General features: G+C 68.3%; 11 protein-coding genes. 5 read left to right on the forward strand and 6 right to left on the reverse strand.

The annotated features are described in order from the left end of the window. Positions 1–47 precede the first annotated feature (47 nt). From AC1DDA_RS15120 to AC1DDA_RS15130, 3 genes are all read left to right on the forward strand, one after another. Complete coding sequence (locus AC1DDA_RS15120) at positions 48–1,757, forward strand: lysine--tRNA ligase (protein WP_476796362.1); 1,710 nt, start codon at positions 48–50, stop codon at positions 1,755–1,757. 19 nt (positions 1,758–1,776) lie between these two features. Further along, entirely contained in the window at positions 1,777–3,162 is a 1,386-nt protein-coding gene (locus AC1DDA_RS15125) for an FAD-binding oxidoreductase (RefSeq protein ID WP_476796363.1), read from the forward strand. 78 nt (positions 3,163–3,240) lie between these two features. Next, positions 3,241–3,933: a nitroreductase gene (locus tag AC1DDA_RS15130; protein ID WP_476780686.1), complete on the forward strand. Its 693-nt coding sequence runs from the start codon at positions 3,241–3,243 to the stop codon at positions 3,931–3,933. 120 nt (positions 3,934–4,053) lie between these two features. On the opposite strand, the gene AC1DDA_RS15135 is transcribed toward AC1DDA_RS15130, so the two are convergent. Together AC1DDA_RS15135 and AC1DDA_RS15140 are read right to left on the reverse strand one after the other, a co-directional pair. Continuing rightward, on the reverse strand, positions 4,054–5,115 hold the full coding sequence (locus AC1DDA_RS15135) for a DUF808 domain-containing protein (RefSeq protein ID WP_476796364.1): 1,062 nt from the start codon (positions 5,113–5,115) through the stop codon (positions 4,054–4,056). A gap of 173 nt (positions 5,116–5,288) precedes the next feature. Further along, positions 5,289–7,361, reverse strand: a complete 2,073-nt coding sequence (locus AC1DDA_RS15140) for a 3-hydroxyacyl-CoA dehydrogenase NAD-binding domain-containing protein (RefSeq protein WP_476796365.1) — start codon at positions 7,359–7,361, stop codon at positions 5,289–5,291. A gap of 187 nt (positions 7,362–7,548) precedes the next feature. On the opposite strand from AC1DDA_RS15140, the gene AC1DDA_RS15145 reads away from it, so the two are divergent. Further along, a complete protein-coding gene (locus AC1DDA_RS15145) occupies positions 7,549–8,295 on the forward strand; it encodes an enoyl-CoA hydratase-related protein (RefSeq protein ID WP_476796366.1) in 747 nt (248 codons plus the stop codon). 15 nt (positions 8,296–8,310) lie between these two features. Here the strand turns inward: AC1DDA_RS15145 and AC1DDA_RS15150 are convergent, their stop codons facing one another. The 4 genes from AC1DDA_RS15150 to AC1DDA_RS15165 all read right to left on the reverse strand — a co-directional run bounded on the left by AC1DDA_RS15150 (position 8,311) and on the right by AC1DDA_RS15165 (position 12,995). Further along, entirely contained in the window at positions 8,311–9,828 is a 1,518-nt protein-coding gene (locus AC1DDA_RS15150; RefSeq protein ID WP_441509618.1) for a tripartite tricarboxylate transporter permease, read from the reverse strand. Positions 9,829–9,838: 10 nt separating this feature from the next. Next, on the reverse strand, positions 9,839–10,309 hold the full coding sequence (locus AC1DDA_RS15155) for a tripartite tricarboxylate transporter TctB family protein (protein WP_441509619.1): 471 nt from the start codon (positions 10,307–10,309) through the stop codon (positions 9,839–9,841). 103 nt (positions 10,310–10,412) lie between these two features. Further along, on the reverse strand, positions 10,413–11,414 hold the full coding sequence (locus AC1DDA_RS15160; protein ID WP_476796367.1) for a tripartite tricarboxylate transporter substrate binding protein: 1,002 nt from the start codon (positions 11,412–11,414) through the stop codon (positions 10,413–10,415). Positions 11,415–11,540: 126 nt separating this feature from the next. After that, entirely contained in the window at positions 11,541–12,995 is a 1,455-nt protein-coding gene (locus AC1DDA_RS15165; protein WP_476796368.1) for a peptidoglycan-binding protein, read from the reverse strand. A gap of 242 nt (positions 12,996–13,237) precedes the next feature. On the opposite strand from AC1DDA_RS15165, the gene AC1DDA_RS15170 reads away from it, so the two are divergent. Beyond that, on the forward strand, positions 13,238–18,496 hold the full coding sequence (locus AC1DDA_RS15170; protein ID WP_476796369.1) for an alpha-2-macroglobulin family protein: 5,259 nt from the start codon (positions 13,238–13,240) through the stop codon (positions 18,494–18,496). Positions 18,497–18,552 lie beyond the last annotated feature (56 nt).

Here is an 18,552-nt window from a genome sequence, read left to right on the forward strand (position 1 = left end):
CGCTTTTGCGATATGGTTTTCCCGCTCAGGAGAGGACACCGCCCCTCATGCCCGCCTTCGACGCAGCCCTCGTTGACGCCGCCCAGCGTTCGGCCTCCTGGCCGTTCGAGGAGGCGCGCAAGCTCGTGGCCCGCATCGAGAAATCCGGCAAGAAATCGGTGATCTTCGAAAGCGGCTACGGCCCCTCGGGCCTGCCGCATATCGGCACCTTCGGCGAGGTCGCCCGCACCTCGATGGTGCGCCACGCCTTCCGCGTGCTGACCGGCAACACCATCCCGACGCGCCTCATCGCCTTCTCGGACGATATGGACGGCCTGCGCAAGGTGCCGGAGAACGTGCCGAACAAGGAGCTGCTCGCCGCCAATCTCGGCAAGCCGCTGACCGAGGTGCCGGACCCGTTCGGCACGCACGACTCGTTCGGCCGCCACAACAATGCGCGGCTGCGCGCCTTCCTCGACAGCTTCGGCTTCGACTACGAGTTCAAGTCCTCGACCGACGCGTACCGTGCCGGCGAGTTCGACGCGACGCTGCTCATGATGCTCGCCCGCTATGATGCGGTGATGAAGATCATGCTGCCGACGCTGCGCGAGGAGCGGGCCGCAACCTATTCGCCCTTCCTGCCGATCCACCCGAAGACGCGCGTCGTCATGCAGGTGCCGATCGACGAGATCGATGTCGAGGCCGGCACCATCGTCTGGGCCGACCCGCAGACGCAGGAGCGCTTCGTCACCCCCGTCACCGGCGGCCATGTGAAGCTGCAGTGGAAGCCGGACTGGGCGATGCGCTGGGTCGCGCTCGGCGTCGACTACGAGATGGCCGGCAAGGATTTGATCGACTCGGTCAAGGTCTCTTCGCAGATCGCCCGCGCGCTCGACGGCACGCCGCCGGAGGGCTTCAACTACGAGCTCTTCCTCGACGATCTCGGCCAGAAGATCTCGAAGTCGAAGGGCAACGGCCTGACCATCGAGGAATGGCTGACCTATGGCCCGCCGGAGAGCCTGGCGCTCTACATGTTCCAGCGTCCGCGCGAGGCCAAGAAGCTGCATTTCGACGTCATCCCGCGCGCCGTCGACGAATATCTCCAGTTCCTCAACGGCTATGAGCGGCAGGACTGGAAGAACCGCCTCGGCAACCCGGTCTGGCACATCCATGCCGGCGATCCGCCTGCACCGGAGGTGATTGCTGCCGGCGAGGGCGAGAACGCGGTGAGGACGCAGGTCACCTTCGGCCTGCTGATGAACCTCGTCGCCGTCGCGAATTCCGAGGACAAGGCCGTGCTCTGGGGCTTCCTCCAGCGCTATGCGCCGGGCATGTCGCCGCAGACCCATCCGCGCCTCGATGCGCTGGTCGGCTACGCGATCGCCTATTTCCGCGATTTCGTGAAGCCGGCGAAAAGCTATCGCCCGGCCGACGAGGTCGAGCGCGATGCGTTCACGAAGCTCGACGCGGCGATCGCCGCCCTGCCCGCGGACGCTACGCCCGAAATGGTGCAGGACACGGCGCTCGACATCGCCCGCGCCATCTCGCGCTACCAGAACCTCACCGCCAAGAACGCGACGCCGGAGCGTCCCGGTGTTTCCGGCGATTGGTGGAAGGCGATCTACCAGGTGATGTTCGGCGAGGATCAGGGCCCGCGCTTCGGCTCCTTCGCGGCGATCTACGGCCTGCCCAACACCCGCGCCCTGATCGCCAAAGCGCTGGCCGGCGATCTGGCGAGGGAACATGCCGCCTTCCTCGCGGCGCGCAAAGCCGACTGACGAGCCTACGGAGCCTGCCATGACCTTTCCCGACGACGCGCTCGCGGCGCTGGCGGAGGTGGTCGGCCCCAGTGGCCTGCGCAGCGGCGAGGCGATCCCCGCTCGCAATCGCAAGGACGCCTCCGATACGCCGGAGGGCCTGCCGGCCGTGCTCGTCACGCCGCGGACGACGGAGGAGGTCGCCGCGGTGCTGGCGATCTGCTCGCGCTTCTCGCTGCCCGTCGTCGTCCAGGGCGGCATGACCGGGCTCGCCGGCGGCGCCACGCCGCAGGCAGGCGAGGTCGCCCTCTCGCTCGAACGCATGAACGGCGTCGAGGAGATCGACCCGGTAACGCGGACGATGACCGTGCTCGCCGGCACGCCGCTCGCGGTCGTGCAGGAGAAGGCTGCGGCGGCCGGCTTCCTCTACGGCGTCGATCTCGGCGCGCGCGGGACCTGCACGATCGGCGGCAATGTCGCGACCAATGCCGGCGGCGTGCAGGTGCTGCGCTACGGCATGACCCGGCGCAGCGTGCTCGGCCTCGAAGCGGTGATGGCCGACGGCCGCATCGTGGGCCATCTCAAGAAGGTGGTGAAGAACAATGCCGGCTACGACTGGACGCAGCTTTTCATCGGCAGCGAAGGCACGCTCGGCGTCGTCACCCGTGTGCTGCTGGCGCTCCAGCCAGCGGTGACCGGCACGCAGACGGCGCTTTGCGCCGCCGGCAGCGTCGCCAACGCGCTCGCGGCGCTCAACCGTCTCGAAGCCCGGCTCGGCGGCGGCCTGCTCGCCTTCGAGGCGATGTGGTCCGAATACATGAAGGCCGCGATTGAAAAGGGCGGCCTGCCCGCTCCCTTCGCCGGGGAGCCCGAGGTCACGCTCGTCGTCGAAGCGGCGATGGGCTCGGATAACACGGGCGAGGAGACCTTTGCGGAAGCGCTCGCCGAACTTGCGGAAGAAGGCCTGCTGGACGATGTGCTGATCGCCCAGTCGGGCCGGGACCGGCAGCGTTTCTGGGCCTATCGCGAGGCGAATTACGAGTTCTACCGCGACCTGCCGCTCGGCATCCATTTCGACGTCAGCATTCCCCTGGGCGCCATGGCGGATGCGGTCGCCTTGCTGCGCCAGCGTGTCAAGGCGCGTAGCGGCACGGCCTTCCCGATCGTCTTCGGCCATCTCGCCGACAGCAACCTGCATCTCTCGATCCATGACGAGACTGGGGATCTCTCAGGCTTCGCCGACATCGTCTACGAACTGGTCCGGGAGAAGCAGGGCAGCATCTCGGCCGAGCATGGCGTCGGCGTGCTGAAGCGGCCCTATCTCGGCATGAGCCGCTCGGATGCCGAACTCGCCCTGATGACATCGCTGAAGCGGACGCTGGACCCCGGCAACATCCTCAACCGCGGGCGCATCCTGCCGGCCTGAGCCACGACGATCGGTCTCTGGCGCACGGCCGGCGGCTCTGTCACAACGCGGTGGAGCAAGCAGCCGGAGACGCGGAGCATGATCGCGGCGATGACACCTATCGAAGCCGTCGAGCACGCCATCCGCTCGCGCCGGGCCGTTCGCGCCTTCCTGCCCGATCCGGTCGAGCCCGATCTCGTCCGCCGCCTGATCGATCTGGCGGCGCAGGCCCCTTCCGGCACCAACATGCAGCCCTGGAAGCTCAGGGTGATCGGCCCGCAGTCCCGGGCAAGCCTCGAAGCAGCGCTGCTCGCAGCGCTCGAAACCGGCGAGCGCCCCGGCGTCGAGGAGTACCGTTACTATCCCGAACGCTTCCGCGAGCCCTATCTCTCGCGACGCCGCAAGGTCGGGTGGGATCTCTACGGCCTGCTCGGCGTGGCGAAGGGCGATAGCGAAGGCATGAAGCGGCAGACCGCGGCAAACCTTCGCTTCTTCGATGCGCCGGTCGCGCTGATGCTGACGATCGACCGCGATCTCGAAATCGGCTCCTGGCTCGATCTCGGCATGTTCATCCAGAACCTGCTGATCGCCGCGCAGGGCCACGGCCTCGATTCCTGCCCGCAGGCGATCTTCGCGCAGTTCCATCCGATCGTGCGGCGCGAGCTGGCCATTCCCGAGGACGAAGTCGTGGTCTGCGGCATCGCTATCGGCAAGGCCGATGCGGATGCCCCGGCCAACCGCCTCGTGCCGGAGCGCGAGCCGGTCGAGAGTTTCACCAGCTGGCTGGATTGAGGCTGGGCCAACCGCTCGTCATGGTCGGGCTTGTCCCGACCATCCACGCCTTCCTTCGGCGAGGGCGGTGTTCACGACGTGGATACTCGCCGCAAGGGCGAGCATGACGGCGAAATCCCGCTACGATTCATGCCTGGCATCGGGTGCAGGCCTGCCCGCACCCTTCCTGAACAGTTTCAGCACCGGCTCGACGAGCCAATGCATCGCGACGATCGCGATGCCGCCGACGATGAGCCCGAAGACCGCCGACAGCGCCGCCCCGGCCAGCCACTCCCCGGCGCCGGCGACCGCGGTCGGCAAGGCGCGGCCGGCCGCCACGGCAAGGTCATGGACGCCGTGGCCGAGGCCTGAGAGGCCGTAACCCTCCAGCCCGTGGATGATGATGCCGCCGCCGACCCAGAGCATCGCCGCCGTACCGACCGCACCGAGCAGGTTGAGGAAAGTGGGCATGCCGCGCACGAGGCCGCGCCCGAGCGGCTGCGTCAGCCAGCGCAGCGCACGGTCGAGCCTGCTCGCTTCACCCGGCTTCGGCCGCCTGAGGCCCAGCAGGCTCGTGCCGGGGCGCTGGTTGGCGGCAAGCGCAACGCCGACATCATCCGCCTTCACGATCAGCGCGACGACGCCATAGACGGCGACGGTGATGCCGATGCCGACGATGGCGAGCACCGCCGCCTTCATCCAGAACGACTGGTCGGAGACGCCGGCAAGCGTGATCGCCATGATCTCCGCCGAGAGGATGAAGTCGGTCTTGATCGCACCGGCGACCTTCTGCTGTTCGAGGGCCGCGGGGTCTCCCGCCGTCTCGCCCAGCTTCGCGGCGCCATGCGGCAGCACCAGCTCCAGCACCTTCTCGGCGCCTTCGAAGCAAAGAAAGGCGCCGCCGGCCATCAAGAGCGGCGTGATCGCCCAGGGCGCGATCAGCGCGAGCAGGAGCGCGCCCGGCAGCAGGAAGAGGAGCTTGTTGCGCAGCGAGCCCAGCGCGATCCGCCAGATGATCGGCAATTCGCGCGAGGCGGCGAAGCCCACGGCATAGCGGGGCGTCACCGCCGCATCATCGATGACGACGCCCGCCGCCTTGACCCCCGCCTTGCCGGCCTGGGCCACGACATCGTCGACCGACGCCGCCGCAACCTTGGCTATGCCGGCGACGTCGTCGAGCAGCGCAAACAATCCCGAAGCCAATCGCCTCTCCTGAGATGACGCAAACGGCCGCGACCCTAGCCCGCTTTCCGCGAGCCGTCATTCTCGGGCGGAGCGCAAGCACAGACCCGAGAATCTCAGGCCGAGGAGGCTCCGGAGCCTCTCGTCAGAGAGATGCTCGGGTCAATCCCGAGCGTGACGAGCCTCAATCCGACTCAGCCCTTCAGGCTCGCGAAGCCCTTGCCCTCGGCCGCGAGGCGCCTGAGCAGCGGCGCCGGCTCCAGCGCCTTGTCGCCGGTCTCGGCGGCCTGTGCTTCCAGCCGCTTCGCGATGACGTCGAGCCCCACCGTATCGGCCCAGTACATCGGACCGCCCCGCCAGGCCGGCCAGTTGTAACCGTTGATCCAGACCACATCGATGTCGCCCGGCCGCGCCGCGATGCCCGCTTCCAGAATGCGCGCCCCCTCGTTCACCATCGGGTCGAGCAGACGCGCCAGGATCTCCTCCTGGGTGAAACTGCGCCGTGTCACGCCCTGCTCGGCCGAGATGCGGGCGATCAGCGCCTCGACCTCGGGGCAGCGCTGGCCGCTGCGCGCACCCTGCGGATAGAGGTAATACCCGCGCCCGGTCTTCTGGCCGAACCAGCCGGCCTCGCAGATCGCATCCGCGACGGGCGCCTTCAGACCGCGCGCCTTGCGCGAGCGCCAGCCGATGTCATTGCCGGCAAGATCGGCCATGGCGAAGGGCCCCATCTTGAAGCCGAAACCGACCAAGGCGGCGTCGACCTCATGCGGCAGGGCGCCCGCGATCAGCAGCCGCTCGGCGGCGCGCGTGCGCTGCTCCAGCATGCGGTTGCCGACGAAGCCGAAACCGTTGCCGACCACGACCGGAACCTTGCCGAGCTTTCGCCCGAGCGCGACGGCGGTGGCGACCGCATCGTCGGCCGCGCCCTTCGGCCTGACGACTTCGAGCAGCTTCATGACGTTGGCCGGGCTGAAGAAATGCATGCCGATCACGTCCTGTGGCCGCCTGGTCGCCGCCGCGATGGTGGGCACGTCGAGATAGGAGGTGTTGCTGGCCAGGATCGCGTCGGGCTTGGCGACCTTGTCGAGTTCTCCGAAGATCTGCTGCTTGACGCCCATCTCTTCGAAAGCGGCCTCGATGACGATATCGGCGCCGGCAGCCGCAGCGAGCCCGACGGCCGGCCTGATCAGCGCCATGCGCCGGGCCTTCGCCTCCGGCGTCAGCGACCCCCGCGAAACCGAGATGTCGTAGATCGCGCCGATACGATTGATGCCGTTGTCGAGCGCAGCCTGCGCCGTCTCGATCAGCGTCACCGGGATGCCGGCATTGGCGAAGCACATGGCGATGCCGCCGCCCATCGTTCCCGCCCCGATCACGGCGGCGCTGGCGATCTCCCGAGGCTTCACCTCCGGCCCGATGCCCGGCACCTTCGCGACCTCGCGCTCGGCGAAGAAGACATGGCGCAGCGCCTTGGAGCGCTCGTCGGAGATCAGCGACAGGAAGAGCTTGCGCTCGACGGCCACGCCTTCCGCGAAGGGCATGGTGAAGGCGCTGCGGACCGCCTCGACCAGCGCCGGCACGTTCGGCATGCCGTCGGCCTTCTTCAGCGCGTCCTTGGCCAGCGCCTCGAAAGCTTCGCGATCCGCCTCGGTCAGCCTGTCGTCCTCGGCGCTCGTGACCGGACGGCGCCCTTCGGCGGCAAGCCCCTCGGCCAGCCTGATCGCCGCCTTGACGACATCGCTGGAGACGACCTCGTCGAGCAGTCCGTATTCGAGCCCCTGCCCCGCCGAGATCGGCTCCCCGGAGAGCATGACCGGGAAAGCCTTCGACGCGCCGATCAGCCGCGGCAGGCGCTGCGTGCCGCCGGCGCCGGGGATGAGGCCGAGCTTGATCTCGGGCATGCCGAGCTTGGCAGCGGGCAGCGCGACGCGGCCATGGCAGGCGAGCGCGACCTCGAGCCCGCCGCCGAGCGCGATGCCCTGGATCGCCGCGACCACCGGCTTGGCCGAGGCCTCGATCGCGTCGAGCAGATCGGGCAACAGCGGCGGCGCGGGCGGCTTGCCGAACTCGCTGATATCGGCCCCGGCGATGAAGGCCTTGCCGGCGGAGGCGATCACGATCGCGACCACCGAAGCGTCGGCGTTCGCCTGCTGGATTGCGCTCGCGAGCCCTTCGCGCACCGCGGCGCCAAGCGCATTGACCGGTGGATTGTCGATGGTGGCGAGCGCGACCGGGCCGCACATCTCAAGCTGAACCTTCGTCATCGACGCTCTCCGCAATTCCTGTCCCGCGCCCGACTCGCAAACCAAGGCAGCGAAGGCGTCTGGCGGGCAAGGGAGAATCGGGACCGCGCGATGTCAAGCACAGGGCGACGACGAAAGACGCATCCGGCCTCGCTTGACCCTGTCCGAAGGGCCATGTCATCCGGGCTGGGCAATCAGGAGCGGACCGATGAGCGAAGTGCTGAGCGAAACCGTCGCGGCCGGCGTGGTGCAGGTCACCATGAACCGGCCCGACCGCAAGAATGCGCTGGATCGGGCGAGCTATGCCGGGCTGATCGCGGCGATCGGCGCCGCCGAGGCCGACGCCTCTATCCGAGCCATCCTCCTGACGGGCGCCGGCGGCTGCTTCACCAGCGGCAACGACATCAAGGATTTCGCCATCGCCGCCGCCTCCGGCGAAGGCCCGCGCATCGCCATCGACTTCCTCGAGGTGATCTCGACAGCCCGGAAGCCGATCGTCGCGGCCGTGGAAGGTTTCGCCGTCGGCATCGGCACGACAATGCTGCTGCATTGCGACCTCGCCTTCGCCGCCCGCTCCGCAACCTTCCGCCTGCCCTTCGTCACGCTCGGCCTCTCGCCCGAGGGCGGATCGAGCTATCTGCTACCCCTCGTCGCCGGCTCCAAGAAGGCGGCCGAATTGCTGATGCTGGGCGAGGCCTTCAATGCGGAGGCGGCCGCCGAAGCTGGTCTCGTGAATGCCGTGGTCGAGGACGGCACGGCGCTGGAAGCCGGTCTTGCCAAAGCCAAGGCACTGGCGGCTCTGCCGCCGGAATCGCTCGCGCTCACCAAGATGCTGCTGAAGCGCGGCTCGGCGCAGGCCGTGGCAGAGACCATCGCGACGGAAGCTCGCCATTTCGGCGAGCGCCTGCGCTCGCCGGAGGCGATGGCGGCCTTCGCCGCGTTCTTGAAGAAGTGAGGGGTCGGCGCCGCTTCAGGGCGGCGCCGTGTCCCCAGCCAGCGCCCCCGCGGGACGGCGCCCGAAGGGCAGCAGCCGCCAGACCATCAAGCCCCAGATGACGAGCGTGCTGACGCCCAGAACGCCGGCGATCGGCCGTTCGAAGAACACTAGGAACGAACCGTCCGACTTGATCATCGAGGTCATGAAGTTCTGCTCGAGCATCTCGCCGAGCACGAGGCCGAGGATCAGCGGCGCTACCGGCACGCCGTGCTCTTCCAGAAGCCAGCCGAAGACCCCCATCACCACCATCAGGACGACGCCGTAGAGCGAATTGGTCATGGCGAAGGAGCCGACCATGCAGAAGATCAGGATGATAGGCAGCAGGATGTTGCGCGGCACCCGGAGGATCTGCTTTGCCGACTTGATCGCCGCCCAGCCAAGCGGGAACATCAGGATGTTGGCGAGGATGAAGATGATGAAGACGGCATAGATCAGTTCCGGCGTCTGCAGAAAGACGCTGGGACCGGGATTCATGCCCTTCATGTAGAGCACGCCGATGACGATAGCGGTAATCGAATCGCCCGGGATGCCGAAGACGAGCGCCGGTATCCAGGCACCGCCGAGCGCGGAATTGTTGGCCGAGGTCGAATCGACGATGCCCTCGATATGGCCGGTGCCGAATTTCTCCGGCTCCTTCGAGAGCTTCTTCGAGACGGCGTAGGAAACCCAGGCCGCGATGTCCGCGCCGGCGCCAGGCAGCGCGCCGATGACGGTACCGAGGATCGAGCCGCGGAAGAAGTTCCTCCAGTATTTCCGCCAGACGGCCCCGACGCCGGCCAGCATGTTGCCGACCTGCTGCTTGACCATCGTCGCGCCGGCCTCCATCGAGACCGCACCGCGCAGGAGCTCGGACACGGCGAACATACCGATCAGCGTCGGAATGAAGTTGATGCCGGAGAGCAGATCGACATTGCCGAAGGTGAAGCGCGGCTGGCCGGCCGCAGGGTCGATGCCGATGCAGCCGATGGCGAGGCCGACGAACAGCGACAGAAGCCCCTTCACCGGATCGCCCGTGCCGATGAAGACGGCGCAGGTCAATCCGAGACAGGCCAGCCAGAAATACTCGAAGGACGAGAAGTTGATCGCCACCTCGGCCAGAACCGGCGCCAGCAGGATCAACACGATAACGCCGAAGATGCCGCCAAGGACCGAAAAGACGAGGTTGACGCCCATGCAGAGGTCGAGTTGACCCTTCTTGGTCATCTCGTAGCTTTCATCCGCATAGGCGGCCGAGGCCGGCGTCCCCGGCATGCGCAGCATGGCGGCGGGAATGTCGCCGGCGAAGATCGCCATGGCCGTCGCGGTGACGATGGCGCCGAGCGCCGGCACCGGAGCCATGAAGAATGTGACGGGCACGAGGAGCGCGGTCGCCATCGTCGCCGTCAGGCCCGGCATGGCGCCGACGAACATGCCGAACATCGCGGAAGCGAGGATGACGCCCAGGACCTGGATGTCGAAGACGAGCCCGAAGGCAGTCGTGATCGCTTGCATCGCCAACTCCTCAGAGCACGCTGTCGAGGATGCCGCGCGGCAGGGGCACGAGCATCATGCTGCCGAAGAACCACTGGACGAGCGCTGTCATCGCCGCGGCCACGATCAGCGCCGTCAGCGGGCGGACGCCGAACCACAGGAACAGCACGAGCTGGATCAGGAAGGCGCAGGGAATGAAGCCGAGCGCCTCTGACGCGAGGAGATAGAACAGCATCGCAGCCAGCATCAGCGCGAAGGAAGCGATGTGGCGCGGCTGCCTGACCCAATCGGCGAGGACGAGCCATGGCACCGCCGCAGGCAGACGCCGTTCGCGCAGGATCAGCAGCAGTGAGCACAGGATGATGCCGGTGCCGAGGATGCGCGGGAACAGGCTCGGGCCGTAGTTCTGGCCCGGAAACGCCGGGAAGGAAAATGTCAGCGCGATCATGATCGCGGCCAGCACGATGAACGTGGCGCCGACGATGGTGTCGTTGAAACGCATCGGTTCGACCTTGTCCGAGCGGCCTGCCCGCAACGCGGAACGCAGGCCTGAAAGGCATTGCGACGGACGGCCGGGCCGCCCGTCGCGCTTTGGCTGCGTCGGTTCAGCTCGCCTTCTTGGCGAGGCCCGCGGCGGCCATGGCGGTACCCATCGCCTTGTCGCCATCGGCCATGAACTTGGTGAAGCCAGCCTGGTCGGCAAAGGTCATGCCGAAGCCGCGCGCATTCATGAAGTCCTGGAATTCCTTCGATTCATAGGCCTTCTGGAGCTCGGCGATGAGGATTTTCTGAACGTTCTCGGGCAAGCCCTTCGGCCCGGCGATGCCGCGCCAGGCGCCGACGGAATAGTTGACGCCCAGTGTCTCGTTCAGAGTCGGCACATCCTTGAACTGCGGGTTGCGCTCCTTAGCCATGATCGCCAGCGACTTGGCCTTGCCGGCGTCGAGCATGGCGCGGGCTTCCGGCACGGAGCAGGTGACGATGTCGATGCCGCCGGCAGCGAGATCCTGCATCGCCGGCGCGGCACCGTTCGATGGTGCCCAGGCGACATGGTCAGGCTTCAGTCCCATTGACACCAGCCAGCCGATCAGCGCGAGGTGCCAGATGCCGCCCTGGCCCGTGCCGGAAGCCTTGAGCTTGCCGGGAGGAGCGGCCTTGATCGCCTCAGCCAGCGCCTTGATGTCCTTGTGGGGGCTCGACGCGCTGACCTGTACGCCCGGCGGATCCTCGTTCATCAGGGCGAGCGGCGTATAGCTCGCAGGGGTCAGATCGGTCAGTCCCTGATGGTGCATCATGCTGATCTCGACCGTCAGCATGCCGATGGTGTAGCCGTCGGGGGCGGCGGTCGCGATGGCGGAGTGGCCGACCACGCCCGAGCCGCCGGTCCGGTTCACCACGTTGACGGGCTGGCCCAGCCCTCTCTCCAGCATAGCGGCGACGATACGCGCCGTTGCGTCCGTGCCGCCGCCGGCGCCCCAGGGGCAGATCAACGTAATCGGACGGGCCGGCCACTTCGCCTGCGCGATGGCTGGCGCCGCAATCAGGCTGGCAGCGCCCGCCGCGGCCGCGCCCTTGAGCACAGTTCGCCTGTCGATGAAATCACTCATTCCCCATCTCCTCCGCTAAATCGATTTAGTATACGGGCGCTCCTCGTCCGCGACGGGGCTCCCTTGGTACGACGGCTTATCTGAGCCGATCGCGCGGCGGGTGACAACCTGCGATTTAGTCGGATGCTACAGGCTGCAGATGACGGGCAGAACGCTGCCCGATACCCGCTCGACCACCGCGCCGGTGCTGAGCTCGGTGCCCGCCGCAGCCGGCGATAGCGAGGCGCCGGCCTTGCCGAGCATCGCCTGGATGGCAGCGGCATCGGCCAGCGCGTAGCTGCGCTGCGGCGCGATGCCGGCGATCAGGACCTTGTCGGAGGGGTTGTCGGTGACGATCCCGACCAGACGCCCCTGCCGGTCGAAGGCGGGGGCGCCGGCCTGTCCAGGCTGCAGGGGCGCCCGCAGCGCAGGCTTGGCGCCGGCCGCCTGCACGCTGTGCCCCGGCAGTGCCAGAGCAACCCTTTTGCCGGCATCGTTGCCAAAGGCGACGAGCACCAGCGCCTCATCGGCACGCGGCGCCTCCGCGCGCAGGCCGGGCGGCTTCGTAGCACCCGTGCCGTCGAGATCGAGCAGGACGAGCCCGCTCGCATCGTCCTTCAGGCGCAGCTTGCCGGCGCGATTACCGACGCGCAGGCTGCGGCAGCCATCGACCGCTGGCGCGACACTCAGGGCCATCCGCTCATTGAGCGCGATCGCGACGCCATAACGTTCGTTGCTGCGCACGGCCGGCACCGCCTGCGAGGGCAGCCCGGCCTGCGGGCTGGCCGCACCGGCGACCGACGGAGGCGCGGGGGGGACCGCCCCGGTCGGGAAGGGCTCGAAGCTCGCCGCAATCGCGATGACGAGCCTGTCGACCGTCGGCGCGACCGCCTTGTCGTAGCCGATCGAGAAGCCGCGCAGCCCCTGCGGCCCGGCCGCGAGCCGGCGATAGAACCGCCCGGTCGGCGTCTCGCCCGTCACCACGAAGAACTCCGGCCGGAGCAGCTTGTAGGTGATCTTGCGGGGACTGTTCGGGTTGACGGCTGTCGCCTTCTCGAAGAGCGCGGCGAGGTCCTCGCCCGGCGGCGAGGCGGAAGTGTCGAGCGTGACCTTCTCGTCGGCGCTCTGCCAGCGGCTGCCGCCGGAGGGCGTCGCGTCGCGCCTCGGCAGCAGCTTCGTCGGGATGCCGATCTGAACGCCGGTCTTCTCGTCGACCAGAATGCGGAAGCCGGCCAGGTCGCGCGCGACCTGCGCGGTCCTCGCCAGGGCGACCCGCTCGGTGGGAAGGAGCATACCGTCAGCCAACCCACGCGCGCCCTTGAAGGTGTTGATCGCCCGGAAGGTCAGGGGACCAAAGGCGCCGCTGACCGCGCCGTTGAACTGGCCGGCCCAGATCAAATCGCTCTGGATCGCCTTGCGCTCGGCCTCGGGCAGAGCCTCGAAACTCGCCTGCGCCGCCGCCATCTGCGGATTCGGCGCCTGAGCCTGCGCGCCGGGCGCCTGCGCCCAAGCGCCCGCATGCGGCGCGGCCACCAGCGCGAGCGCCAGCACCGCGGCGCGAGCTCGTCCGATTCGCAGGCGGGTCTGGCAGGCGCGCGGCATCATCTCGTCCTCAAGGCGGGGGCAGAGCGGCTGCATTGAGCGTCAGAACGCGCCGCGCCGCAACCATGGCAAAGCAGCTCCGTCGGAAGTTGTGGCGGCTTGCGTCCCGCCGGTGCGACCTGCATTCGCATGACTTGAACGCGCGCCGGGCGGTGATAGCCTGCCGGCCCCGTCTCACGCCGTCATCGGCCCGAAGCCTTTGCCGCCGACCCTGGCGGGCCGGCCGACGAAGAGGAACGACGATGACCCTGCTTTCCCGTCTCGCGCTCGCCCTCTGCCTGACCTTCTCGGCCGCACCCGCCTTCGCCCAGAAGGCCTATGTCCGCAACGACCTGCTCTCCGACGGGCAGCGGCTGGAGGAGCGCCTGAAGCGCGAGGTCTCGGCCGGGAACCGCTCCGCAGCCGACGCCGTGCGGGCCGGCGAGATCGCGCTCGCCCGCGGCGATGCCCGCTCCGCCCTGCCCCAGGCCAATGCCGCAATCGTCGCGGATTCCACCAATTCCGCCGGCTGGCGCCTGATGGCGCGCGCCGCCAACGCCATCGAACCGCGCGACTACCGCGAGCGCTGGGAGCTGCGCGAGCGCGCCATCGCCGCTGCCTATCTCGCCTACAGCCGAGCGACCACCCGCAGCGACGAGGCGGCGTCGCTCGGCGTGCTCGCCCAGACCTTCGAGAAGAACGAGCTGTGGCGCCCCGCGCTGACCACCTATCGCCTCAGCCTGGACCTTGCCGCCAACCCTGCGCTGCAGAGTTCCTATGAGAGCCTGCGCGAGAAGCGCGGTTTCCGCCTGATCTCAAACAAGACCGATTCCGACGCCGCCTCCCCGCGCGCCTGCTTCGAGTTCTCGGAAGCGCTGGCACGCGGACGCGTCGACTTCGCGCCCTATGTCGCCATCTCCGACGGAAAAGGCGATTTCGCCGTCAGCGCCGAGGATCGCCAGATCTGCGTCGACGGCCTCAAGCATGGCGAGCGCTATGGCGTCGTCATCCGCCAGGGCGTGCCCTCGGCCATTCCCGACGAGACCCTTTTGAAATCGGCCGATTACGAGATCTATGTCCGTGATCGCACCCCCTCGGTGCGCTTCACCGGCAAGAACTACGTGCTGCCGCGCACCGGCCAGCAGGGCATCCCGGTCGTCTCGGTCAATTCAGGCAAGCTCGACCTCGAGGTCATGCGGATCGGCGACCGCAACCTGATCAACTCCGTCCATTCCGACGACTTCCTCGGTCAGCTCGGCTCATGGTCGGCAAAGCAGATCTCGGGCGATAAGGGCCAGAGCGTCTGGACCGGCACGATGGACGTGAAGTCCGAATTGAACCAGGACGTGATCACCGCCTTCCCTGTCACGGAAGCTGTCGGCAGTCTCAAGCCCGGCGTCTATGTGATGTTCGCCAAGCCTTCGGGCGGGCCGGCCTCCGCGCCCGTCAGTGACGATAGCGATTCCTATGACGACGGCTCGACCCGCGCGACGCAATGGTTCGTCGTCTCCGATCTCGGCCTGACCTCCTTCACCGGCCCGGACGGCGTGCATGTGCTGGCACGCTCGCTCGCCGATGCGAAGCCCGTGGCCAATGCGGAACTTCGCCTCATCGCGCGCAACAACGAGGTGCTCGGCACGGCGAAGACCGACGCAAACGGCTATGCCCGCTTCGATGCAGGGCTTGCCAAGGGCCAGGGCGGCAATGCGCCCGGCCTCGTCACCGCCTCGCTCGCCGAGGATTACGGCTTCCTCGACCTGAAGCAGACCGCCTTCGACCTCTCCGATCGCGGCGTGAAGGGCCGCGTCGCGCCTGCCGGCCTCGACGCCTATCTCTACACGGAGCGCGGCGTCTACCGTTCGGGCGAGACGGTCTATCTCACCTCCCTGCTGCGCGACGCCAAGGGCGCCGCCGTCACGGGTCTGCCGCTGACCATCGTCGTCAAGCGTCCTGATGGCGTCGAGTATCGCCGCCGTCAGGTGGAGGATCAGGGTGCCGGCGGCCGTGCCCATTCGATCCAGCTCGTCTCCGGCGCCGCGACCGGCACCTGGCGGGTCCTCGCCTATTCCGATCCGAAGGGGCAGGCGATCGGCGAGACCTCCTTCCTCGTCGAGGACTATGTGCCCGAGCGCCTGGAACTGACACTGACGCCAAAGGCACCGCTGCTTCAGGCCGGCCAGCCGGCCGAGCTCGACGTCGCCGCGCGCTATCTCTACGGCGCGCCTGGCTCCGAGCTCGAGGTCACCGGCTCGATGACCATCCGTGCCGCGGGTGCCAGCGCCATCCCCGGCTTCAAGGACTATCAGGTCGGCCTCACCGACGAGGCCTTCGAGCCGGTCCAGAGCGAGTTCGAGGAGAGCACCACGACAGACGCCGCCGGCAAGGCGGTGATCACCAACCCCGTGCAGCAGCCCGACACCAACCGCCCGCTCGAGGTCGAGATGACCGTGCGCGTCGGCGAGCCCGGCGGGCGCGCCATCGCTCGCTCCGTCACCTTGCCGATCGTGCCGAAGGGCGCCGCCATCGGCGTCAAGAAGCTTTTCAGGGACGGCGACCTCGGCAACGGCCAGACCGCCAATTTCGAAGTGATCATGGCGACCGGCGACGGCAAGCGCATCGCCCGGCCCGGCGTCAAATGGGTGCTGTCGAAGGTGCGCCGCAACTATCAGTGGTTCTTCCAGGACGGCCGCTGGAACTATGAGGGCGTGAAAACCACCCGCCGCGTCGCCGATGGCGAGATCGCGGTGGCGGAAGCCGTGGGCGCAAAGATCGCTGCGCCGGTCGAGTGGGGCAATTACCGGCTCGACGTGACCTCGGACGGCGTTGAGGCGGCCGAAAGCTCGGTCTCCTTCAGCGTCGGCTATGAGAGCGACAAGACGGCGGATACGCCGGATGTGCTCGATGTCGCGCTGGACAAGGCAGCTTACGCCGATGGCGAGAGCCTGCAGGTTCGCCTCTCGCCGCGCTTCGCCGGCAAGGCGACGCTCGCGGTGATCACCGACAAGGTCGCGGATATCCGCACCATCGACATCACCGAGGGCGGCACCAGCGCCAGCATTCCCATTAAGGCCGAATGGGGCGCCAGCGCCTATCTCGTCGTGCTCGCCCATCGCCCGATGGACGCCGCCGCCAAGCGCCTGCCCGGCCGCGCCATCGGCCTTTCCTGGTTCCAGATCGGCAAGGAGCAGCGCACGCTGGCTGTTGATCTCGGCGCGCCGCAGCTGGTGCGCCCGCTCTCGACGCTGTCGCTGCCGGTCAAGGTCACCGGCATGAAGCCGGGCGAGGAGGCCTATGTCACGTTGGCCGCCGTCGATATCGGCATCCTCAACCTGACCCGCTATGAGAGCCCCGATCCCAGCAAATTCTTCTTCGGCCAGCGCCAGCTCGGCCACGAACTGCGCGATCTCTACGGCTATCTGATCGACGGCATGCAGGGCACGCGCGGCGCGATCCGCACCGGCGGCGACGGGGCTCCCCAGCTTGAAGGCGAGAAGCCGACGCAGGAGCCGCTCGCGCGTTACTCAGGCGTGGTCAAGGTCGGGCCGGACGGCACGGCGAAGATTGATTTCGACCTGCCGGCCTTCAACGGTTCGGTGCGCGTCATGGGCGTCGCCTGGTCGGCCGGGCGCACCGGCCAGGCCAGCGCCGATGTGATCGTGCGCGACCAGATCGTCGCGCAGGCGACGCTGCCGCGTTTCCTCGCCATCGGAGACCAGTCGCGCTTCCATCTCCAGGTCGACAATGTCGAGGGGCCGGCCGGCGCTTATACCGTCGATCTCGACGTCAAGGGCCCGGTGCTGGTCGCGGCCGACGCCACCCGCCGCACCATGCAGCTCGGCGCCGGCGCCAAGACGCAGATGACGATCCCCGTCACCGCCGCGGGGCTCGGCCGCGCCGAGTTCGATGTGCGCGTTTCCGGGCCGAACGGTATCGGCACGGTGCAGAACCTCGCCGTACGCGTGCAGCCCTCGACTGCTACGATCGCGCGCCGGATCGTCCGGGCCATCCCCGGCAATGGCGGAGCGATCACCGTCTCCGCCGATCTGCTGGCCGATCTCGTGCCGAATTCGGGACAGGTCTCGGTGAGCGTCTCGCCCTTCGGCTCGCTCGACGTGCCTGCCCTGCTGAAGGCGCTCGACCGCTACCCCTATGGCTGTACCGAGCAGACCGTCTCGCGCGCGCTGCCGCTGCTCGCCGTCAACCAGCTCGCCTCGCTGGAGCAGCTCGCGCTCGACGACAAAGCCGACGAGCGCGTCGTCAACGCGATCGAACGGGTGCTGGCGCGGCAGGGCGGCAACGGCTCCTTCGGTCTCTGGGGCGTCGGCGGCGACGATCTCTGGCTCGATGCCTTCGTCACCGACTTCCTGACACGGGCCCGTGAGAAGCAGTTCGCCGTGCCGCAGATCGCCTTCAACCTCGCGCTCGACCGCCTGCGCAACCAGGTCGTCAACACCAGCGAGATCAACAAGGAGGAAGCCGCCGGCATCGCCTATGCGCTCTATGTGCTCGCCCGCAACGGCCGGCCGGTGATGGGCGATCTACGCTACCTCGCCGACAACAAGCTCGGCGATTTCGCGACCCCGCTCGCCCGCGCCCAGATCGGCGCTGCGCTCTCCGCACTGGGCGATCGCGGCCGCGGCCGCGCCGCCTTCGGCAGCGCGCTCGGGCTGCTGCAGCAGGCTGGTGACGACGGCCTGTCGCGGCCCGATTACGGCTCGCGCCTGCGCGACGGCGCCGGCGTGCTCGCCCTGATCGCCGAATCCAACGGCGAGCGCGCCGACATCTCCCGCGCCGTCTCGATCCTCGACGCCACCCGCAACAGCGCCCGCTACAGCTACACCTCGACGCAGGAGCAGATGTGGATGGTGCTGGCCGCGCAGGCCATGGCCAAGGACGCCGAGGGCATGATGCTGACCGTCGATGGCGCCGCTCGGAAGGGCGCCCTCTACCGCACGCTCTCGGCCGAAGCGCTGGAGGGCAAGCCCCTGACCATCGCCAATCCCGGCGCGGCCAGTGCGCAGGCGGTCATCACCGTCGCCGGCATCCCGACCGCGCCGGAGCCGGCGCTGAACCAGGGCTTCGGGCTGGAGCGCGTGATCTACACGATGAAGGGCGAGCGCGCCGATCCCGCCCGCCTGCGCCAGAACGAGCGCTATGTCGTGGCGCTAACTGTCTCGGAAGGCGCGCCGCGCTACGGCCGTTTGCTGCTGGTCGATCCGGTCCCAGCGGGCCTTGAGATCGAGAACGCCAACCTGACGGAGGGCGCCTCGGTCGCTGGGCTGGATTGGCTGAAGCAGGAGGTTTCGCCGGTTCATACAGAGTCGCGCGACGACCGCTTCGTCGCCGCCTTCGAGCGCTCGGGCGCGAAGAGCGACAAGCTCGCCTACACCGTCGCCTATATCGCGCGGGCGGTCTCGCCCGGCCGCTACGTCTCCCCCGCCGCCGTGATCGAGGACATGTACCGGCCGGATCGCTTCGGCCGTACCGGCTTCGGCACGGTGGAGATTACGTCGGTGCGGTAGTGATGAGCGAGAGCGGGCAGACACGGCCGTCTTTCTCGGGCGCAGCGCAGCGCAGA

The sequence above is a fragment of the Allobosea sp. 10N428 genome (genome assembly GCF_056394545.1).